The sequence below is a fragment of the uncultured Bradyrhizobium sp. genome, assembly GCF_936943645.1.
Lineage (GTDB): Bacteria > Pseudomonadota > Alphaproteobacteria > Rhizobiales > Xanthobacteraceae > Bradyrhizobium.
The window spans coordinates 18,438-35,173 of record NZ_CAKZJO010000102.1; the positions used below are offsets into that span (position 1 = coordinate 18,438).

General features: G+C 64.7%; 16 protein-coding genes. 3 read left to right on the forward strand and 13 right to left on the reverse strand.

What is annotated here, in order from left to right:
* Nucleotides 1-11 precede the first annotated feature (11 nt).
* From Q0743_RS29435 to Q0743_RS29445, 3 genes are all read right to left on the reverse strand, one after another.
* Entirely contained in the window at nt 12-1,334 is a 1,323-nt protein-coding gene (locus Q0743_RS29435; protein ID WP_367184950.1) for an ABC transporter substrate-binding protein, read from the reverse strand.
* A gap of 93 nt (nt 1,335-1,427) precedes the next feature.
* A complete protein-coding gene (locus Q0743_RS29440) occupies nt 1,428-2,132 on the reverse strand; it encodes an NUDIX hydrolase (RefSeq protein WP_298244956.1) in 705 nt (234 codons plus the stop codon).
* A 29-nt stretch (nt 2,133-2,161) separates the two neighbouring features.
* A complete protein-coding gene (locus Q0743_RS29445; protein ID WP_298244957.1) occupies nt 2,162-3,187 on the reverse strand; it encodes an ABC transporter substrate-binding protein in 1,026 nt (341 codons plus the stop codon).
* Nucleotides 3,188-3,324: 137 nt separating this feature from the next.
* Here Q0743_RS29445 and Q0743_RS29450 point away from each other — a divergent pair, with 137 nt between their 5' ends.
* Nucleotides 3,325-3,774, forward strand: coding sequence for a cupin domain-containing protein (locus Q0743_RS29450; protein ID WP_100180623.1), 450 nt, complete (start codon nt 3,325-3,327; stop codon nt 3,772-3,774).
* A 71-nt stretch (nt 3,775-3,845) separates the two neighbouring features.
* Here the strand turns inward: Q0743_RS29450 and Q0743_RS29455 are convergent, their stop codons facing one another.
* The 6 genes from Q0743_RS29455 to Q0743_RS29480 form a co-directional block, all read right to left on the reverse strand.
* A complete protein-coding gene (locus Q0743_RS29455) occupies nt 3,846-4,619 on the reverse strand; it encodes an anti-sigma factor (protein ID WP_298244958.1) in 774 nt (257 codons plus the stop codon).
* The gene (locus Q0743_RS29460; RefSeq protein WP_298244959.1) at nt 4,616-5,134 is read right to left on the reverse strand and encodes a sigma-70 family RNA polymerase sigma factor; all 519 of its coding nucleotides are present in this window, start codon (nt 5,132-5,134) and stop codon (nt 4,616-4,618) included. The genes Q0743_RS29455 and Q0743_RS29460 overlap by 4 nt, the downstream gene beginning before the upstream one ends.
* Before the next feature lie 40 nt (nt 5,135-5,174).
* Nucleotides 5,175-6,644, reverse strand: coding sequence for a YncE family protein (locus Q0743_RS29465; RefSeq protein WP_298244960.1), 1,470 nt, complete (start codon nt 6,642-6,644; stop codon nt 5,175-5,177).
* Nucleotides 6,645-6,653: 9 nt separating this feature from the next.
* Entirely contained in the window at nt 6,654-7,211 is a 558-nt protein-coding gene (locus Q0743_RS29470; RefSeq protein ID WP_298244961.1) for a DUF305 domain-containing protein, read from the reverse strand.
* 71 nt (nt 7,212-7,282) lie between these two features.
* Nucleotides 7,283-8,071 carry an ABC transporter permease gene (locus tag Q0743_RS29475; protein ID WP_298244962.1) on the reverse strand — a complete coding sequence of 263 codons (789 nt, stop codon included), beginning with the start codon at nt 8,069-8,071 and terminating at the stop codon, nt 7,283-7,285.
* The gene (locus tag Q0743_RS29480) at nt 8,071-8,889 is read right to left on the reverse strand and encodes an ABC transporter ATP-binding protein (protein WP_298244963.1); all 819 of its coding nucleotides are present in this window, start codon (nt 8,887-8,889) and stop codon (nt 8,071-8,073) included. The genes Q0743_RS29475 and Q0743_RS29480 overlap by 1 nt, the downstream gene beginning before the upstream one ends.
* 278 nt (nt 8,890-9,167) lie before the next feature.
* On the opposite strand from Q0743_RS29480, the gene Q0743_RS29485 reads away from it, so the two are divergent.
* A complete protein-coding gene (locus Q0743_RS29485) occupies nt 9,168-9,950 on the forward strand; it encodes an ATP-binding cassette domain-containing protein (RefSeq protein ID WP_298244964.1) in 783 nt (260 codons plus the stop codon).
* Nucleotides 9,947-11,500, forward strand: a complete 1,554-nt coding sequence (locus Q0743_RS29490) for a glycine betaine ABC transporter substrate-binding protein (RefSeq protein ID WP_298244965.1) — start codon at nt 9,947-9,949, stop codon at nt 11,498-11,500. Before Q0743_RS29485 ends, Q0743_RS29490 begins: the two co-directional genes overlap by 4 nt.
* Nucleotides 11,501-11,595: 95 nt before the next feature.
* Here the strand turns inward: Q0743_RS29490 and Q0743_RS29495 are convergent, their stop codons facing one another.
* From Q0743_RS29495 to Q0743_RS29510, 4 genes are all read right to left on the reverse strand, one after another.
* A complete protein-coding gene (locus Q0743_RS29495; protein ID WP_298244966.1) occupies nt 11,596-12,558 on the reverse strand; it encodes an ABC transporter permease in 963 nt (320 codons plus the stop codon).
* Nucleotides 12,548-13,534, reverse strand: coding sequence for an ABC transporter ATP-binding protein (locus tag Q0743_RS29500; protein WP_298244967.1), 987 nt, complete (start codon nt 13,532-13,534; stop codon nt 12,548-12,550). The genes Q0743_RS29495 and Q0743_RS29500 overlap by 11 nt, the downstream gene beginning before the upstream one ends.
* Nucleotides 13,531-14,697, reverse strand: coding sequence for an NEW3 domain-containing protein (locus tag Q0743_RS29505; RefSeq protein WP_298244968.1), 1,167 nt, complete (start codon nt 14,695-14,697; stop codon nt 13,531-13,533). Before Q0743_RS29505 ends, Q0743_RS29500 begins: the two co-directional genes overlap by 4 nt.
* Nucleotides 14,698-14,976: 279 nt before the next feature.
* Complete coding sequence (locus Q0743_RS29510; protein WP_298244969.1) at nt 14,977-16,689, reverse strand: sulfatase-like hydrolase/transferase; 1,713 nt, start codon at nt 16,687-16,689, stop codon at nt 14,977-14,979.
* Nucleotides 16,690-16,736 lie beyond the last annotated feature (47 nt).

Sequence of the window (16,736 nt, forward strand, 5' to 3'; positions counted from 1 at the left end):
GCCCTCCGCCGCTACTGGTTGCTGTAGGTGGTGCCCTTCGGCAGCGGCAGCACCGCCTCGCGCTGCGCCTGGCTCTTCGGCCACACCACATGGGACTTGTCCTCGAGATACTGGATCACGACGGGGAACGAGCGCTCGTTCTGCCCGGCCATGGGCGTGCCCTCGCCGTAGAACTTCACGCCGAAGCCGAGCATGGTGCCGCCTTCAGGGATGTCGGTGTCGAGCGCGGCCTTGCGCAGCGCCTCGGGATCGACGCCGCCGTACTTCTTGATCGCCCGCGGCAGCACATCCGCCATGAACACGTAGGTGTTGGACGCGCCGATGCCGACATGGGCGGAGCGGATGGCAACGCCGGGCTTGATCTTGTCGAATTCCTCGCCGACCATCTTGATGACGGGCGGGAGCTTCGGATCCATGGTCTTCTGGTTGGCGAGCCAGATCGAGATCGGGTCGGTGTTGAAGATATAGGTAGCGTCGGCCCCCATGCCTTCCTTCAGCTTTTCATAGACGCCATAGCCTGCGCCATGCCCCATCAGCGCGCCGAACTTCAGGCCCTGCTCGCGGGCCTGACGCAGCAGCAGCGTGATGTCCGGATTGTAGCCGGTGTGGAAGATGACGTCGGGCTTGGCACGCTTGAGCTTGGTCACCAGCGCGGAGAGATCCGGCGCGGTCGCCGAATAGCCCTCCTTGAGCACGACGTTGAAGCCGGCCTTCTTGGCACCGACCTCGTTGCCCTTGGAGACGTCGACGCCGTAGGCGCCGTCCTCGTGGATGATGGCGACGCGCAGATCCTTCGGCTCCTTGCCGAACTTCTCCTTGGCGTTCTGCGCGATGAAATCCATCGTCATCATGCCGAACTGGTCGCCGCTGGCCTGCGGGCGGAAGACGTATTTGTAGCCCTTCTCGTTGAACACGGCCGACGAGATGCAGGTCGTCATCCACATGAACTTCTTGAGCTGCTCGACGCGGGCGGCGACCGGCACGCATTGCGCCGAGGAGAAGAAGCCGAGCACCATGTCGACCTTCTCCTGCTCCAGCAGGCGCACGGATTCGTTGATGGCGATGTCGGGCTTGCTCTGCGCGTCGGCATAGACGGCCTCGATCTTGTAACCCTCGACGCCGGTCTTGGCGAAATGGTCGAGGATGATCTTGGCGCCGACATAGTTGAGCTCGGAGCCGCCGCCGGCCAGAGGCCCGGTCAAATCAAAGACGACACCGATCTTGATCTTCTTGTCCTGAGGTCTGTCCTGGGCTTTGGCGGACACCGCCAAGCCCGTCGCCGATATCGCGACCAACAGCCCACCTAGCAAACGGGCAGCCATGCGCACGCGCATCAAAACCTCCCTGGACGATTGTGCATTGCATTCGTCTTGATCTTGCTTGCCCCCATCACATGGGCAGAGCGCAGGGATGTCAAGTCTTGCGCATCAGCGCGAGGCGAACTGCTGCTCGACGAAGGCCGTGACAAATCGCGGCATGGTCGGCCTGAGATCACTCATCCCGCGCACGAGATGGATGGCCGACAATTCGGGCTCATCCTCGCGGGCGAGGTTGGCTTCGATCCGGGCGCGCGCCTCTTCGCCCGACATATCCAGGTTGAGCACCTGCATCATCGCAATCGTGGGGCCGCTGACGATGCAATGCCAGTCCGGCTCGGCCTGAAAGTCCGCCGCGGTCAGGCCGGTCTCCTCCTCGAGTTCGCGGACGACGCTGCCGGGAATGTCCAGCGTGCCATCCCTGACGTCGTCGAGATCGGGCGTGCCCGAGGGGAAATAGATGCGGCCCGCATTGGCGGTGTGCGCCGCCATCTCGCCCATCACGAAGGCACCGTCAGACGCGCGCAGCGCGCCCATGCCAAAACCGTTGAACACGGCGGGGCCGGGAAAGCCCCAGTCGCGCCAGGCAAGGAAGCTTGCGAAATCGGTCTCGAAATAGGTCGAGGCGAAACGGCCGCCTGTGAACACGGGATCGCGCCCGAGCAGGACGCGGCCGTTCCAGATCTTCGGCCTCTCGCGCTGCTTCTCGGCGAAGTGCGCCGCGATCTCGTCGCGGCGCTCCTCGGCGAACGGCCAGTCGATCGGCCGCACGGCAAGATCAAGCGTCGTGACGCGGTGAATGATGGGTGTCGTCATGACGGACGATTACCACATCTTCGCGTCAGCTATTTGGCATTCCCCGTCGTCTTCTTGGCCTGGTCGACGAACTTGTTGGTGAAGGTCTTGCTGACGTCGATCTTGGCGTTGGCGACCTCCGGCGAGCCGACGCTGAACACCGCGAGCACGGCGTCCGCGCCCTTCGGGTCCATCTTGCCGGTCTCCGAGTACATCGGGATCGTGTTCTTCAGCGCGGCGAGATAGAGGTCCTTGTTCTTGCCGACCGTCTCCTCCGGCATCTTCGCCATGATCTCCTCGGGGCTGTGCGAATGGATCCAGCTGAGCGTGGCGAGGATCGCGTTGGTCAGCGCCTGCGTCTCCTTCTCGTGCTTGGCAACCCAGGCCGCGGTCGAGTACAGCGCGCCGCCGGGATATTCGCCGCCGAAGGTCTCGAGCGTGTCCTTCTGCGTCCGGGTGTCGGAGAGGATGCGCAGATCCTTGTGGCTGCCCTGCAGCACGGTGACGGAGGGATCGAGCATCACGGCGGCGTCGATCTGGCCCTGCTCCATCGCGGCGACCGCGGTGGCCCCTAAGCCGACGCCGATCACGGCGGCGCTGGTGGGATCCACCCCGTTCTTCTTGAGCATGTATTTCAGGAAGAAGTCGGTGGAGGAACCGGGCGCGCTGACGCCGACCTTCTTGCCGGCGAGGTCCTTGACCGACTTGATGTCGTTGGTGCGCGAGGGCGCGACCACCAGCACGAGGCCGGGATAGCGGTCATAGACCACAAAGGCCTGCAGCTCCTGCTTCTTGGCGGCCAGGTTGACGCAATGGTCGAAATAGCCGGAGACGACGTCGGCACTGCCGCCGAGCACGGCTTTCAGCGCGTCCGAGCCGCCCTTGAGGTCGACCAGCTCGACATTGAGACCCGCCTTCTCGTATTCGCCGAGCTGCTTGGCCAGCACCGTCGGCAAATAGCATAGGCAGGAGCCGCCGCCGACCGCGATGGTGACCTTGCTTTGCGCCGCGGCAAATCCGGTGGTGAGCGTCAGTGCGAGCAGCGCACCGGCGAGCCTGGCAATTGTGTTCTTCATTGGTTTCCTCCGTTCGGCCGGCGGCACCATAGAGCAGCAGGACTGGCTTGAGAAGCGCTGCCAGAGGCACTGGCCATCGGCCTTTCGGCGCAATAGCATGTCCGGACAAGAACAAGTCTCGATGGGGAGGATCATCCATGAATCGTATTACAGCCGGACTGTCGATTACGGCCGCCTTCATCGCCGGCTGCGGCGCAACCTACCTGCTCGGTCCGGCGCTCGCCGCCGAGAGCATCACCGCACAGATCATCCATACCGGTGAAATGGAAGGCGACGCGCTGGGCCCCGCCAACAAGGTCGGCTACCGCTCCAAGACGTTCATGACCGCCGACGGCGCCACCGTGTCGATCCAGGTCGGCAATGTGCCCAAGCACCTGCATCCCAACACCAACGAGATCCAGTACATCCTGGACGGCACCGGCACGATCTGGCTCGGCGACAAGGAGGTCACCGTGAAGCCGGGCGACCTCGTCATCATCCCGAAGGGCACGCCGCATGGCGGCACCAAGCCGATCTCGGGCCAGGTCAAGGCGATCGCGATCAAGACGCCGCCGCAGGCGCCCGACGACGTCAAGCTGCTGGATTGAGGCCGAAAGCCAGGCCTGGTCGAGTGACCGGGCTCGCACGGCCGTGCGAGCCCGTTTCGTCCATTCTGGTGCTAGATCGGGCGCGCCTGCTTGCGGATCTCGTTTGCGATCGGCTTGAGGGTGTCGCCCGGCAGCTGGCCGACGAGCGTGTAACCCATGCCGCCCTCCGCCCACACGAAGCCTGCGACATCGCCGGTCGATTGCGGCATCATCGGCGTCGCCAGATCGCGGTTGCTCATCGGGCGCGTCAGCACCACGAGACGGTTGCCGCGATCATCGTCGTACATGAACATCGCTGCCGGGCCATGCGACGTTGGAACCAGGCGGCCTCCCATCAGCCGATAGCCCGAGACCGAGAGATCGGGCACCTTCACCGGCTGCTTCAGTCGGGTCGTAGCCCATTGCGCGAACTCGGCGCTGTTGGACGCCTTGATCTCGACCGGCCGCACGTGGTCCGGGGCAAAGACGCTATAGGAGTAAGCGGCCTCCTGCGCCAACGAGGACAGTCCGTTCGAACCGTCCTGCAACAGACCATGCATGGTCCAGCCACCGAGACCGCCGAGGCCAATGAGCAGCATGGCTGCGACCATTCCCCCGGCCCATCGCGGACGCCGTTTCCGGCCCTCGATGATATGCGACAGGTTCAATTCTGCCGGTAAGGGCTCGTCAGCGATTGACGCCAGTGCGCCGCGCAATTGCTCCCGCTGCGTGGCGAAGGCCGCGACGCGCGTGGCCACGTCGGGATGATTGTCCAGATAGGATGCGACCGCCGCGCGACGTTCGGGCTCGAGCGCCTGGTCCACATAGGCGTGAAGATCGTCCTCTGTGATCGGCCGCTGGTTCATTTCAAGCTCCGCATTACCACGACGTTTCCTGGCGCGACGCCATCCATCTCCTGCTGAAGCCGCTCCCTTGCCCGTGACAGGCGTGACATCACCGTGCCGACCGGGACGTTGAGAACCGCCGCAGCGTCCGCGTAGGAAAGATCCTCGACTGCAATCAGCAACAACACGGACCGTTGCTCTTCCGGGAGTTTTGCAAGCTTGCGCAGGACATCCTGATAGATCAACCTCTGTTCCTGGTCTGCCGCACTGGCAAGCTCCTGCTCGCCTGCATCGTCAATCGGCATATGCCTGCCTCGCGCCGTGGCCTGGCGGAATTGCGTGATCGCCAGATTGTGGAGGATGGTGAACAGCCAAGCGCGCACGCTGCCGTCACGCCGCTCATGCCAGCGGCTGACGGCGCGCTCCAGGCAGTCCTGGACCAAATCGTCAGCTGCCGCGCGATCGCGCATGAGTGCACGCGCATAGCGGCGAAGCGCGGGGATCAGTGGTTCGACCTGAACCAGCATATCCTTCATAGAGCGCTCCGCCATCTTTCCGATGTCGTCCGGACCAAGGTCATTGCGCCTCGATTTGAACCGCCTCGCCCGGCACCGCGGCGTCGCCGGCGGCAATCACCAGATAGCGCTTTGCTGCCGCACTCGATTGATCGACGATCTGCCGGATCGGGCCGGCGGCGTTGACGATGGCCGACCCGGCCGGATTGGTCATGAACGCTGCCAATGGCTGCAGGGGACCCGTCCCGTCACCGCGCTCCGCCAGTGCAAGCACGTATTTCTGCTTGGGCTGAAGCCCGGTTACCGAGGCCTGCAAGATCTGGATCAGCCCCTGATCGAACAGCGACACGCTTGTCGGCGCCTTGCCGTCCTTCGCACCGTCTTTCGACGTGAGCGAGAGATGAGCGACTTGGCCGGCAACGCCGAGCGCCTGCAGGTTCTGGCGGTCGTCCGGGTTCGGCGCGGCGTTTGGAACATACGCGATCGCCTGCGGTGCCTGGCCGACCGGGACGTTGGCAATCACCCTATTGGTCGCCGTATCGATGGCCGCAAGGGCGTCGGCGTTCTCCAGCCCGACATAGATCCGGGTGCCGTCGCCGGACGGCCACACGCCGTGCGGCAAACTACCGACCGGGATCATGGCGACCTGCGAGAAGTCGTCGGTGCGGAACACCTTCACCTCGTTCAGGCCACCGACGGTGACATAGGCGAATGTGCCCTTGGCGGTGTGCGCGAAATTGACGTGATTGGTGATCGGTCCGGTGTCGATCGTCTTGATCAGGTTGAACGGCGGCTTCGCGTTGAACACTTGGGTGCGGCCGACATCCTTCAGCGTGAACCAGACCTGGTTTCCATCGGGCGTCGCCGCGATGTTCGGGCAGAACGGGCTCTCCTGCTTCACCGTGGCGATGATCTTGTGCTCGGCGACCGCAACCACATCGATCTCGGGATTGAACGACGAACAGATGTAGCCATACTTGCCGTCGGGCGAGAAGATCTGCATGCCCGGCCCGTTCGGGGTCGTGATGCGGGACTTCTCCGCAAAGCTCTTCGCATCGATGACCGAGATGTAGTTCTCACCGCGAACGGTGACCCAGACCTCCTTGCCGTCGGGGGTGTAGAATGCCTCGTGCGGCGCGCGCCCGACATAAGTCGTGTGCTTGACCGCATTGGTCGCGGTATCGATGAACGTCACCGAATTCGAGCCGATCGACACCACGGCAAGCGTCCTGTGATCAGGCGAGAAGCCCATGCCATGCACGAGAACCTGGCCCTTGTAGAGCGGACTGAAACTGCCGGGTTGCGGGTCGCCTAGCCGGATCACGCCGAGCAGCTTGTTGTCGACGGGGTCGGTGACCGAAACCGTATTCGAGAACTGTTCTGCGGCGTAGACGCGGTCGTGATGGCTGATCGGAATATCGGGTGCGGACAACGCGCCCGGTGCCTGCCCCGCCCATACCGCGGATCCGGTCGCCAGCATCGTGGCTGCAAGGAAGATGCTCTTGATCATATTGCTTCGTGACGTGGTCATCTGCGGCTCCTACTTCTTCATTCCATTGGACATATCCATCTGCATGCCCGGACGATGAGGACCGGCTGCGGCGGGAGCGAATGGCGACTGGGTCGGAGCAGGCGTCGTATCCGTCGCTGGCTCGCCGATGGCGAGCTTCATGGCCGCGATTTCCTGCATCTGGTCGACGATGATTTCCTGGGCGATACGCCTCAGTTGCTCGTTCTTGCCGTAGCGCAATTCGATCACCGCCATGTCGATCGCGCCCTGATGATGCGGGGTCATCATTGCCACGAAGTCGCGATCGACATCGCCGGTCGGCTTGGCTGCCATGTCGTTCATCATCTTGGTCATGGCGGCTTCGTTTTCTTCCAGGAACGCCCGTTCTTCCGTACTCACCGCAGCCGGCGGAGCGGCAGGATGGGATTCATGCGCGAACGCAAGCGGAGGCACCGCGAACGCGACCAGAATGCGTGCGGCCAGGAATGCCGTGCCGAGGCCGGGCCTGGGGCATCGGCTTACGAGCGTCGTAACGACGCGGCGAAACTGTAACGAGTGCATCCTGAACTCCCATGCAGGCGGTTGCATGGGGGTATGACGCGCGGGCGCGCGTTCTATTCCGAACGGCCAATCACATAAAAGTCAGCGGACGATCGAGCCTACCCCCGCCCGTCCGACGCGGTCGGCCGCCACACCAGCAGCCGCCGCTCGACCAGCGTCACGCCATAGTCGATCAGGATGACGAAGGCGGACAACACGAACATGCCGGCGAATACGCCGGCGACGTCGAACACGCCCTCGGCCTGCTGGATGAGATAGCCGAGCCCCGCCGCCGATCCCAGATATTCGCCGACGACGGCGCCGACCACGGCGAAGCCGACCGAGGTGTGCAGCGAGGAGAACATCCACGACAGCGCCGACGGCCAATAGACGTGCTGCATCAGCTGCCGCTCGCTCATGCCGAGCATGCGGCCGTTGTCGAGCACGGTGCGGCTGACCTCCTTGACGCCCTGATAGACGTTGAAGAACACGATGAAGAACACCAGCGTCACGCCGAGCGCGACCTTGGACCAGATGCCGAGGCCGAGCCACAGCGCGAAGATCGGCGCCAGCACCACGCGCGGCAGCGCGTTGACCATCTTGACGTAGGGGTCGAACACCGCGGCGACGAGCGGCTGGCGCGCGAACCAGAAGCCGACGAGAACGCCGCCGAGCGATCCGATCACGAAGGCCAGGATCGATTCCGCCAGCGTGATGCCGAGATGCTTCCAGATCACGCCGGAGACGAACCACTTCACGATCTGGCTGAACACGTCGAGCGGGTTGGAGAAGAAGAACGGCGGCAGCAGGATCTTGCCGAACACCGGGACGGTCGACAGCACCTGCCACAGCACGATGCAGACGACCGCGACCAGCACTTGCAGCGCAAACAGCGTCGGGCGCGACATCAGACCGCCTCCGCCGCTTGGGTTGACTGCGCGTAGCCCTTCATCACCTCGTCCTTGAGCACGCTCCAGATCTCGCGATGGAGCGCGTGGAACTCCTTGTCCAGCCGCACCTCGAAGATGTCGCGCGGGCGCGGCAGCGTGACCTTCCAGTCGCCAATGATGCGCGAGGACGGCCCCGCGGACATGATCACGACACGGTCGGCGAGCGCGATCGCCTCTTCCAGGTCATGGGTCACGAACAGCACCGCCTTGCGGTCGGCGCTCCAGAGGTCGAGCAGCAGATTGCCCATCACCTGGCGCGTCTGCGCATCGAGCGGCCCGAACGGCTCGTCCATCAGGAGGATTTTGGGATCGCGGATCAGCACCTGCGCCAGCGCCACGCGCTTGCGCTGGCCGCCGGAGAGCATGTGCGGATAGCGATTGGCAAAGGCCCCGAGGCCGACCGAGGTCAACCATTGCTGCGCCCGGGGCAGCGCTTCGCTGCGCGGCGTGCCCTTGATCTCGAGCCCGATCGCGACGTTGTCGAGCGCGGTCTTCCACGGGAACAGCGCGTCGGCCTGGAACAAATAGCCGGCCTCCCGGTTCAGCCCGGCAAGCGGCCGGTCGAAAATGCTGACGCTGCCGGCGGCCGGCTTCAGCAGCCCGGCCGCGACGTTGAGCAGCGTGGATTTTCCGCAGCCGGTGGGGCCGACGATGGCGACGAACTCGCCCTGCGCGACCGCAAGATGGGCCTTCTCCACCGCCGTATAGACCCGTCCGTCCCCGAGCCGGAACGCAACCTTGGCATCCTCCAGCGCCACTGCCGTGGGCGTCGACATCTGCTTCCTCCGAATTTCACTTGATGCCTTAGCCGCTCGCGCGGCCAAGTTCAATCAAGGCGCCAAGCGTGCTAGGCATGGGGACTTGCCGCGCTCTTACCCTCCCCTGGAGGGGGAGGGTCGGCACACATTGAGCGCAGCGAAATGTGAGACGGGGTGGGGTGACGGTCTCTCCGCCTCCAACAGTGCCCGTGTTGAGAGATCACCCCACCCCGCTCGCGCTTCGCGCGATCGACCTCCCCCTCCAGGGGAGGGTAAGAGAACAGAGCCTATCTGCGATGCCTTCGAAGCCAGCCATCAGCTACGTCCACGTCACCAAGAGCTTCGGCGCGGTCAAGGCCGTGGACGACGTGTCGCTCGACATCGCCGAGGGCGAATTCGTGGCCGTCGTCGGCGGCTCGGGCTCCGGCAAGACCACGCTGCTGCGGCTCGCCAACCGGCTGATCGAGGCTGACGGCGGCACCATCACGGTCGAGGGCGAGGACGTGCGGAACGTCGATCCGGTCGCGCTGCGGCGGCGGATCGGCTACGTATTCCAGAGCGGCGGATTGTTTCCGCACTTAAGCGTCGCCGACAATATCGGGATCACGCCAAGGCTGCTGGGCGCGCCGGCTGCGGATATCGCAGCGCGTGTCGACGAATTGCTGGCGCTGGTGCAGCTCGACCGCGCATCACATCGCGACCGCCTGCCGGATGCGCTCTCCGGCGGCCAGCGCCAGCGTGTCGGTGTGGCGCGGGCGCTGGCGGCGAAGCCTCGCATCGTGCTGATGGACGAGCCGTTCGGCGCGCTCGATCCCCTCACCCGCGATGCGCTCGGCGAGGATTATCGTTCGCTGCATCGCCAGCTCGGCCTGACCACCGTGATGATCACCCATGACATGACGGAGGCGATCCTGCTCGCCGACCGCATTGCGGTGATGCGCGGCGGAGAGCTGCTGGCGCAGGGCACCCCTGCCGAGTTGTCGAACAGCGGCGATGCCTACGTGCTCGAGCTGTTGCGCACGCCGCGGCGCCAGGTCGAGCGGCTGAACGCCCTGTTGCCACGAAGCGGTGCGGCATGAGCTTCTTCACCGATCCGCGCTGGAACGAGGCGCTCACGCATCTGCCCGATTATCTCGGCAATCATGTGCGGGTGAGCCTCGCCGCGCTCGCGCTCGGGCTCGCCGTCAGCCTGCCGCTGGCGATCCTGACGCGCAACCGTCCGGCGCCGCGCGCCATCCTGCTCGCGCTCGCCAGCATCGTGCAGACGGTGCCGGGGCTGGCGCTGCTCGCGCTGTTCTATCCGCTGCTACTGCTGGCCGCATCCGTGACGCTGGCCTGGTTCGGCGTCTCCTTCTCGGCGTTCGGCTTCCTGCCCGCGATGCTGGCACTGGCGCTCTATTCGATGCTGCCCGTGCTGCGCAACGGCATCACCGGGCTGAACGGCATCGATCCCGCGCTGATCGAGGCCGCGAAAGGCGTCGGCATGACGCAGCGGCAGTCGCTCGTGTTGGTCGAGCTGCCGCTCGCGCTGCCGGTGATGATGGCGGGCATCCGCACCGCCGCGGTGTGGGTGATCGGCACCGCGACGCTGTCGACACCGATCGGACAGACCAGCCTCGGCAATTACATCTTTGCGGGGTTGCAGACCCAGAACTGGGTATTCGTGCTGTTCGGCTGCTTTGCCTCGGCTTTGCTCGCGCTCGCCGTCGACCAGCTGCTCGGGCTGATCGAGAGCGGCCTGCGCCAGCGCAGCCGCTTGCGCACCGGGTTCGGCGCAGCCGGCATCGCGGCACTGGTCGTCGCAACACTGGTGCCGACGATGGGGCGCTCGTCGCAGGGCTATGTCGTCGGGGCCAAGACGTTTGCCGAGCAATACGTGCTGTCGGCGTTGATGAGGGACCGCCTCCAGGCGGCGGGCCTGTCCGCCACGGCGCGCTCGGGCCTCGGCTCAAGCGTGATCTTTGGGGCGTTGAAGGCCGGCGACATCGATCTCTATGTCGATTATTCCGGCACGCTCTGGGCCAACCAGCTGCATCGCACCGACATCAAGCCGCGCGCCGAGCTGGTCGCCGAGCTGAAGACCGCGCTGGCCAAGGACGACATCACGCTGCTCGGCGAGCTCGGCTTCGAGAACGCCTATGCGCTGGTGATGCCGAAGAAGAAGGCCGAGGCGCTCGGCATCCGCACCATCGCCGATCTCGCCGCACATGCCTCGACGATGTCGATTGCCGGCGACTACGAATTCTTCTCGAGGCCGGAATGGGCGGCGCTGCAAAAGGCCTATGGACTTCAGTTCCGCGCCCAGCGCCAGATGCAGCCGGATTTCATGTATGCGGCGGTCGCCAGCGGCGAGGTCGACGTCATCGCCGGCTACACCAGCGACGGGTTGATCGCGAAATACGATCTCGTCGCGCTGGACGATCCCAGGCACGCGATCCCGCCCTACGACGCGATCCTGCTGCTGGCGCCGAAGCGCGCCGGCGACGCGCGGCTGAAGGCGGCGCTCAAGCCGCTGCTCGGCAAGATCGACATCGCCACCATGCGCGAGGCGAACCTGCGCGCCAGCGGCAACGACGCCAATTCGTCGCCCGATGCGATCGCGAAGTGGATGTGGGAAAAGATCAGGTAGAGCAAGTCGAGGGGGTGGCCGCAATGGCGAATCTCCGACCACCCCCTCTCGCCCATCTCCTGGAGGAAGAGAGGGCAATGCCAATCCGTCTCGGCTCAGGCTCTCACCTCCTGCCGCTGGAACAGCACGTAGCCGAAGGCGAACAGCACGATGGTGCCCGCAATCAGGCCGACGGTCTGTGGCCAGGCGATCATGACGCTCTCCCTGAACGGAAGCGGTGCGCCCATGACGGCGCCTCGGAGCTGGTCGAGAAACACCGGGCCGAGCGTACGCGTCGTCGGCGACAGCACCGCGAGCATCGCCTCTCCGAACAGGTCGTTGGGCGACAGCCGCAACAGCTCCTGCGTCCAGACCGCGGTAACCGGATCATTGAGGCCGAGCAGCGCATAGCGCGGATCGGCAGGCGCGATCACCTGCGCCACGGCCGGAGCCAGCATCGGCCACAGCACCGTCAGGAACAGCCAGACGCCCAGCGAGACAAGCGCCGCGGTGGCTGCTGACCGGAACACGGTGGACAGCAGCATCGCCAGCGACAGCCAGACGCCGGCGTAGCAGATCGCCACGACCAGGAACACCAGCGATCGCGCGATCTCCTCTCCGCCCGGCGGAACGCCGAGGAAAATAAGGCCGAGCCCGATCACCAGCAGCCACAAGGCGGCGAGGCTGATGCCGATGGTGGCAAGCGCCGCGAGGAATTTCCCCAGCAGCAGCGCATCGCGATAGATCGGCTGCGCCAGGATGCGAGACAGCGTCCGCCTGTTGTGCTCACCGTTGATTGCGTCGAAGCCAAGACCGATCGCCATCAGCGGAATGAGGAAACCGAGGATGGCGACGAACGAGGGCAGCGGCGCCCGGTCGATGGTGAAGAGCCGCAACAGCAGGAACGGATCTTCGGCAGTGGTCTGCCGGAGACTGTTGATCGCTTCGTAGAGGGCAGCCAACGCCGTGAACACCACTAGAAACTCCAGCATCAGCATGCGGATGCTGGAGATATGATCGGCGAGCTCCTTGACGAAGACGGTCGACAGTCCCTGGAACGGTGATCCCTCACGCCGCATGACGGATGTCTCCCGTGGACGTGGTCTGGAAGTAGCGCGCATAGATCGCTTCAAGACTCGGCTCGTCGACCGACAATCTTCGCAAAGCTCCATCGACCGCGACCACGGCGCGGGCGGCATCTGCCCGCACGTCGCGCTCGGCCGTCATGCGAAAGCGATCGACGGCGAGGGTTTCCACCTGAGTCACCCCCGGGATCAGCGCCAGCCGCCGTGCGATGCCCGGCCCTTCGGCCTCGACCTCCACGACGAAGCCCGCACCGAGCACCTTGACCGCGAGATCAGGTACCGCGCCCATCAGCACGATCCGACCGGCCTTGAACAGCGCGACGCGATCGCAGATGCGTTGCACCTGGTCGAGCATGTGGGACGACAGCAGCACGGTAATGCCCTCGGCCTTCAGCTCTCCGATCAATCCGAGGAACTCCAAGGTCGCCTGCGGATCAAGCCCGGAGGTCGGCTCGTCCAGGATCGCGATCTCGGCCCGCTTCATGATGATTTCGGCGAGGCCCAGTCGTTGCCTCATGCCGCGCGAGAAGGTCGCAACACGCTTCGAGGCGACGTCGGCCAACCCGACCCGTAACAACGCGGCTTCGATCAACCGCGCTCGTTCGGCGCGCGCGAGCCCCATCAGCTTGGCCGTGTAGGCGAGGTTCTCCGTAGCGGTGAGCTGGTCGTAGAAGCCGACGGCGTCGGGCAGATAGCCGACGCGCCGCTTGACCTTCAGCGGCTCGCGAGCCGGATCGAAGCCGAGCACGCGGATCTCTCCCGAGGAATTCTCGGTCAGGCCCAACATCATCAGGATGGTCGTGGTCTTGCCCGCGCCGTTCGGACCAAGCAGGCCGAACACCTCACCGCGGGCAATGTCGAAGTCGATGGCATCCACCACGGCAGTGGCGCCATAGCGCCGGGTCAGCCCGCGCGCGGCAATGACGGGATCTGGTGCCGTCCCTCGGCTCTCGCTGGATTGATCGGTCATCGCCGTCCGAACCTCGCGACTGCACCCAGCATCAACAAAAGCGCGACGCCGATGACGCCGGCACCTGCCATGCCCCATACGGTCGACGTTCCGACCGTGATGCGGAACTGGCTGGAAGCGCTCTCTCCGCGCGACGCGGCGCGGATCGTGGCCTGGTAGTCACCGGCCAGCGACTTGTCGCTGGGCGTGAGCAGCGCCTGCACTTCGCTGTCCTTGCCCGGCACCAGGCGCTCGATGGTCGCCGGCTCGAACGTCACCTTCCACCCGCTCGGCGCCGTTCCCGCCAGCGTGATGTTCTCCGCCGGAGCCGTACCGGAATTGGTCACGACGATCGGGATCGAGCTTTGCTTGCCGGCGACCGCCCGCGCACTCAACAGACCGTCGCGACCCGAGATCTGAAGCTGCGGCTCACCGACAACGTCGAGTGCAAGTTCGGTCGACGCGGAAGCGTCCTCCGCCTTCACCGTCACCTTGACCGGGAAGTGGCCGGCATCGATCGTGGTGGGCGGCCGCACCTTCAGCTTGATGTCCTTGGACTGGCCGGCATCGATCGGGATCGACGAGAGCTCCTGCGTGCCATAGGCCTCGGTGAACGAGGTCTCGAAATTGGCGGGAGCTTCCGCTGAAAAGCTGGCAACGAGGTTGCGGCCTGAATCGTTCTTGACCGAGAGCGTGTAATCGAAGTTGGATTTCGGACTGCCGCGCAGCGACGGCAGGGTGGATTTCACACCGAGCTTGGCCGGCAACTCCTTGGCGAGCGAAACCGCGATCGGGAGCTCGGCCGTCGTGCCCTGCCCTTCGGCCTTGACCGTGAGCGTATGCGGCGCGAGATCGTTGCCTGCGGGCACGTCGAGCCTGAGCTGAAGCGCGACGCTGCCATCGGGCGCCGGCATCGCGGCGCCGACCGGCTGACCGCCGCCCAGCAACGTCGCGTTCCAGCCGTTCGGCACGCCGGCGACCGAAAGCTGATAGCGCTCCGGGGAAAGACCGTAGTCCTGCAGCCGCAGCGAAATGTTGGTCGTGGTCCCCGGCCGCACCGTGACGGCCGGATAGTCGGTCATGAGATAGAGGCCCTTGATGTCGTGCGCAGCTTCGGTCGCGTGGGCAGCCGGAACGAGCAGCACGAGGGCAAATGCAAGACGCGCAGCATCAAGCGCTCGCATGGATGATACTCCTGCAAGAAAAGGTGGACCAGGGACTGGCTTCGCACCGCCGGGAAGAACGCTTTGGCGGTGTGACGAATGATGGAAGTAATCGTGACGAAGTTGCGGAAGGGAAGCGCACCGCCGATTACAAGTCGGTGATTTCAGGCAATCGCGCGTCAGACTTTAGTCCGAAAACCCCTCGATCGCGTCGAAGATGAACATATCGTAATGCGATGTATTACGCGCCTGCCAAGCTCGCGTCATTACAGGCGATGTCACGTCGGGGCGCTGGGTGGACTACAGCCCCCGGATCATCCCGGCGTTGATCAGCAGGCGGTTCAGCCGGCGCGCTTCGGCGCCGTCCTTGCAGCCGTAGAAGATGCCCTTGCAGCGGAGCATGATCTCCTTCTGCTCGGCAAACGAGGGGTCGAGCGGGATGCCGGCGGCCTCCTGGATCACCAGCGGCAGATAGGGGCCGTCGATCGTGTCCATCACCGTGTCGCTCTTCACCGGCTCGAAATTGACGGCATCGATCGCGTAATAGGTTGCGTAGAGGCGCGGATCGTAGGCATCCAGCTTCTTGCCGATGGCGCCTTCGTCCAGCCCGGGCTCGAGAATGGCAGGCGCAAATTCCGGCTGGTGATCGCCATAGCGCACGATCAGGAAGGGCTCGCCGGGAAAGGTCTTCTTGAGGCCCGCGATGAACGCCTTGTACTGCTCGGCGCTCATCGCCTGCCGGCGCAGATATTCGTCGATGGACGCCACGTTGCCCGGCGCGCGCCAGTTCGGCAGCAAGTCGGGACGGAAGCGCGTCTCCCAGGGGAAATGATTGGCACCGAGATAGATGAAGGTGAACAGCGGCTTGTTGGGCGGCTGCTGGCCCATCAGCTGCAGCGCCTTGTTGTAGAAAAAGCTGTCGGGCTCGACGTCCTTGGCGTGGAGATCCTTGGAGTCGAAAAAGCGTTCGATGCCCGTCGTTATCTGGAAACTGCGGGCGGCCATGAAGCCGCCATAGGCGGGATAGAGCGACATCGTGTCGTAGCCGCAACGGCGCAGCGCCAGCGGCAGCCCGCGCTCGACGCGGTTGGAGGCGATGCGCGTCACGAAATAGGCGAAGCGGCCAAACGAGCGCGAGGACAGCCCCGCGAGCACGTTGTACTCGGTGAACCAGCTCGGCCCGCCATTGCTCTCGGCGAGGAAGGTGCGCTGCTTGCCGTCCCAGGACTTGAAATGGCTGCCATAGCCTTGCGGCACTTTGATGCCTTGCGCGGCGCGAATGTCGAAGCTCGATTCATCATGGATCATGATGATGTTCGGCCGGCGTCCTGCCGCGTGGCAGGAATCGACCAGCGGCACGTTCAGCCGCTCGTTGCTCGCGGCGGCCGATTCCATGAAGCCGTATTGCACGAAGTCGGACACCGAGCTGACGCCGGAGCGGAAGAATTTCGAGAGATAGCCGTCGTCGTAATAGCCGCGCCAGGCCTCGTCCGGATGATAGAGCGAATAGCCGACCAGCGCGGCAAGGCATGCCAGTTTGCAGGCGAGCGCCGGCAGGCGGCGGATGCGGAACGGATCGAGCCACCACAGCGCATACATCAGCGGCAGCGTGACGAGACCGGCCAGGATCACCGACCAGCGCAAGTTCGGGAAGATCGTGAACAGGAAGGCGACGGTGTCCCGGTCGATCATCATCAGGTCGATGAAGTTGACCGTCATCTGGACGACGTCGTGCTTGAGCCGCGACAGCAGCACCAGCACCACGACCATGGTCAGCGACAGCGCGCCCGACAGCGCCGGCCGCCGCAGCAGCGTGATCCAGAAGAAGTTGAGGATGCCCCAGGCGAGCGCAAAGGAGAGCCGCGAGCCGAAATCGGTCTCGGTCTCGTACATCAGCGCGAGCGCGGCCAGATGCGGCGCGGCGACGGCGAGCAACCGCCAGATGCCGAGCGCGGCGACGCTCGCCAGCACCGCAGTCGTGGCAGAAGGACCTGGATTAGGCGCGGACGCCATCGACGACACGCAACAGCTGGTCCGGCGCAATGTAATGCCCTAGCCGT

What these genes read in the sequence shown, in the direction of transcription:
- Q0743_RS29435 (WP_367184950.1), bottom strand. Translation starts at nt 1,334, where the DNA reads ATGCGCGTGCGCATGGCTGCCCGTTTGCTAGGTGGGCTGTTGGTCGCG.
- Q0743_RS29440 (WP_298244956.1), bottom strand. Translation starts at nt 2,132, where the DNA reads ATGACGACACCCATCATTCACCGCGTCACGACGCTTGATCTTGCCGTG.
- Q0743_RS29445 (WP_298244957.1), bottom strand. Translation starts at nt 3,187, where the DNA reads ATGAAGAACACAATTGCCAGGCTCGCCGGTGCGCTGCTCGCACTGACG.
- Q0743_RS29450 (WP_100180623.1), top strand. Translation starts at nt 3,325, where the DNA reads ATGAATCGTATTACAGCCGGACTGTCGATTACGGCCGCCTTCATCGCC.
- Q0743_RS29455 (WP_298244958.1), bottom strand. Translation starts at nt 4,619, where the DNA reads ATGAACCAGCGGCCGATCACAGAGGACGATCTTCACGCCTATGTGGAC.
- Q0743_RS29460 (WP_298244959.1), bottom strand. Translation starts at nt 5,134, where the DNA reads ATGAAGGATATGCTGGTTCAGGTCGAACCACTGATCCCCGCGCTTCGC.
- Q0743_RS29465 (WP_298244960.1), bottom strand. Translation starts at nt 6,644, where the DNA reads ATGACCACGTCACGAAGCAATATGATCAAGAGCATCTTCCTTGCAGCC.
- Q0743_RS29470 (WP_298244961.1), bottom strand. Translation starts at nt 7,211, where the DNA reads ATGCAACCGCCTGCATGGGAGTTCAGGATGCACTCGTTACAGTTTCGC.
- Q0743_RS29475 (WP_298244962.1), bottom strand. Translation starts at nt 8,071, where the DNA reads ATGTCGCGCCCGACGCTGTTTGCGCTGCAAGTGCTGGTCGCGGTCGTC.
- Q0743_RS29480 (WP_298244963.1), bottom strand. Translation starts at nt 8,889, where the DNA reads ATGTCGACGCCCACGGCAGTGGCGCTGGAGGATGCCAAGGTTGCGTTC.
- Q0743_RS29485 (WP_298244964.1), top strand. Translation starts at nt 9,168, where the DNA reads ATGCCTTCGAAGCCAGCCATCAGCTACGTCCACGTCACCAAGAGCTTC.
- Q0743_RS29490 (WP_298244965.1), top strand. Translation starts at nt 9,947, where the DNA reads ATGAGCTTCTTCACCGATCCGCGCTGGAACGAGGCGCTCACGCATCTG.
- Q0743_RS29495 (WP_298244966.1), bottom strand. Translation starts at nt 12,558, where the DNA reads ATGCGGCGTGAGGGATCACCGTTCCAGGGACTGTCGACCGTCTTCGTC.
- Q0743_RS29500 (WP_298244967.1), bottom strand. Translation starts at nt 13,534, where the DNA reads ATGACCGATCAATCCAGCGAGAGCCGAGGGACGGCACCAGATCCCGTC.
- Q0743_RS29505 (WP_298244968.1), bottom strand. Translation starts at nt 14,697, where the DNA reads ATGCGAGCGCTTGATGCTGCGCGTCTTGCATTTGCCCTCGTGCTGCTC.
- Q0743_RS29510 (WP_298244969.1), bottom strand. Translation starts at nt 16,689, where the DNA reads ATGGCGTCCGCGCCTAATCCAGGTCCTTCTGCCACGACTGCGGTGCTG.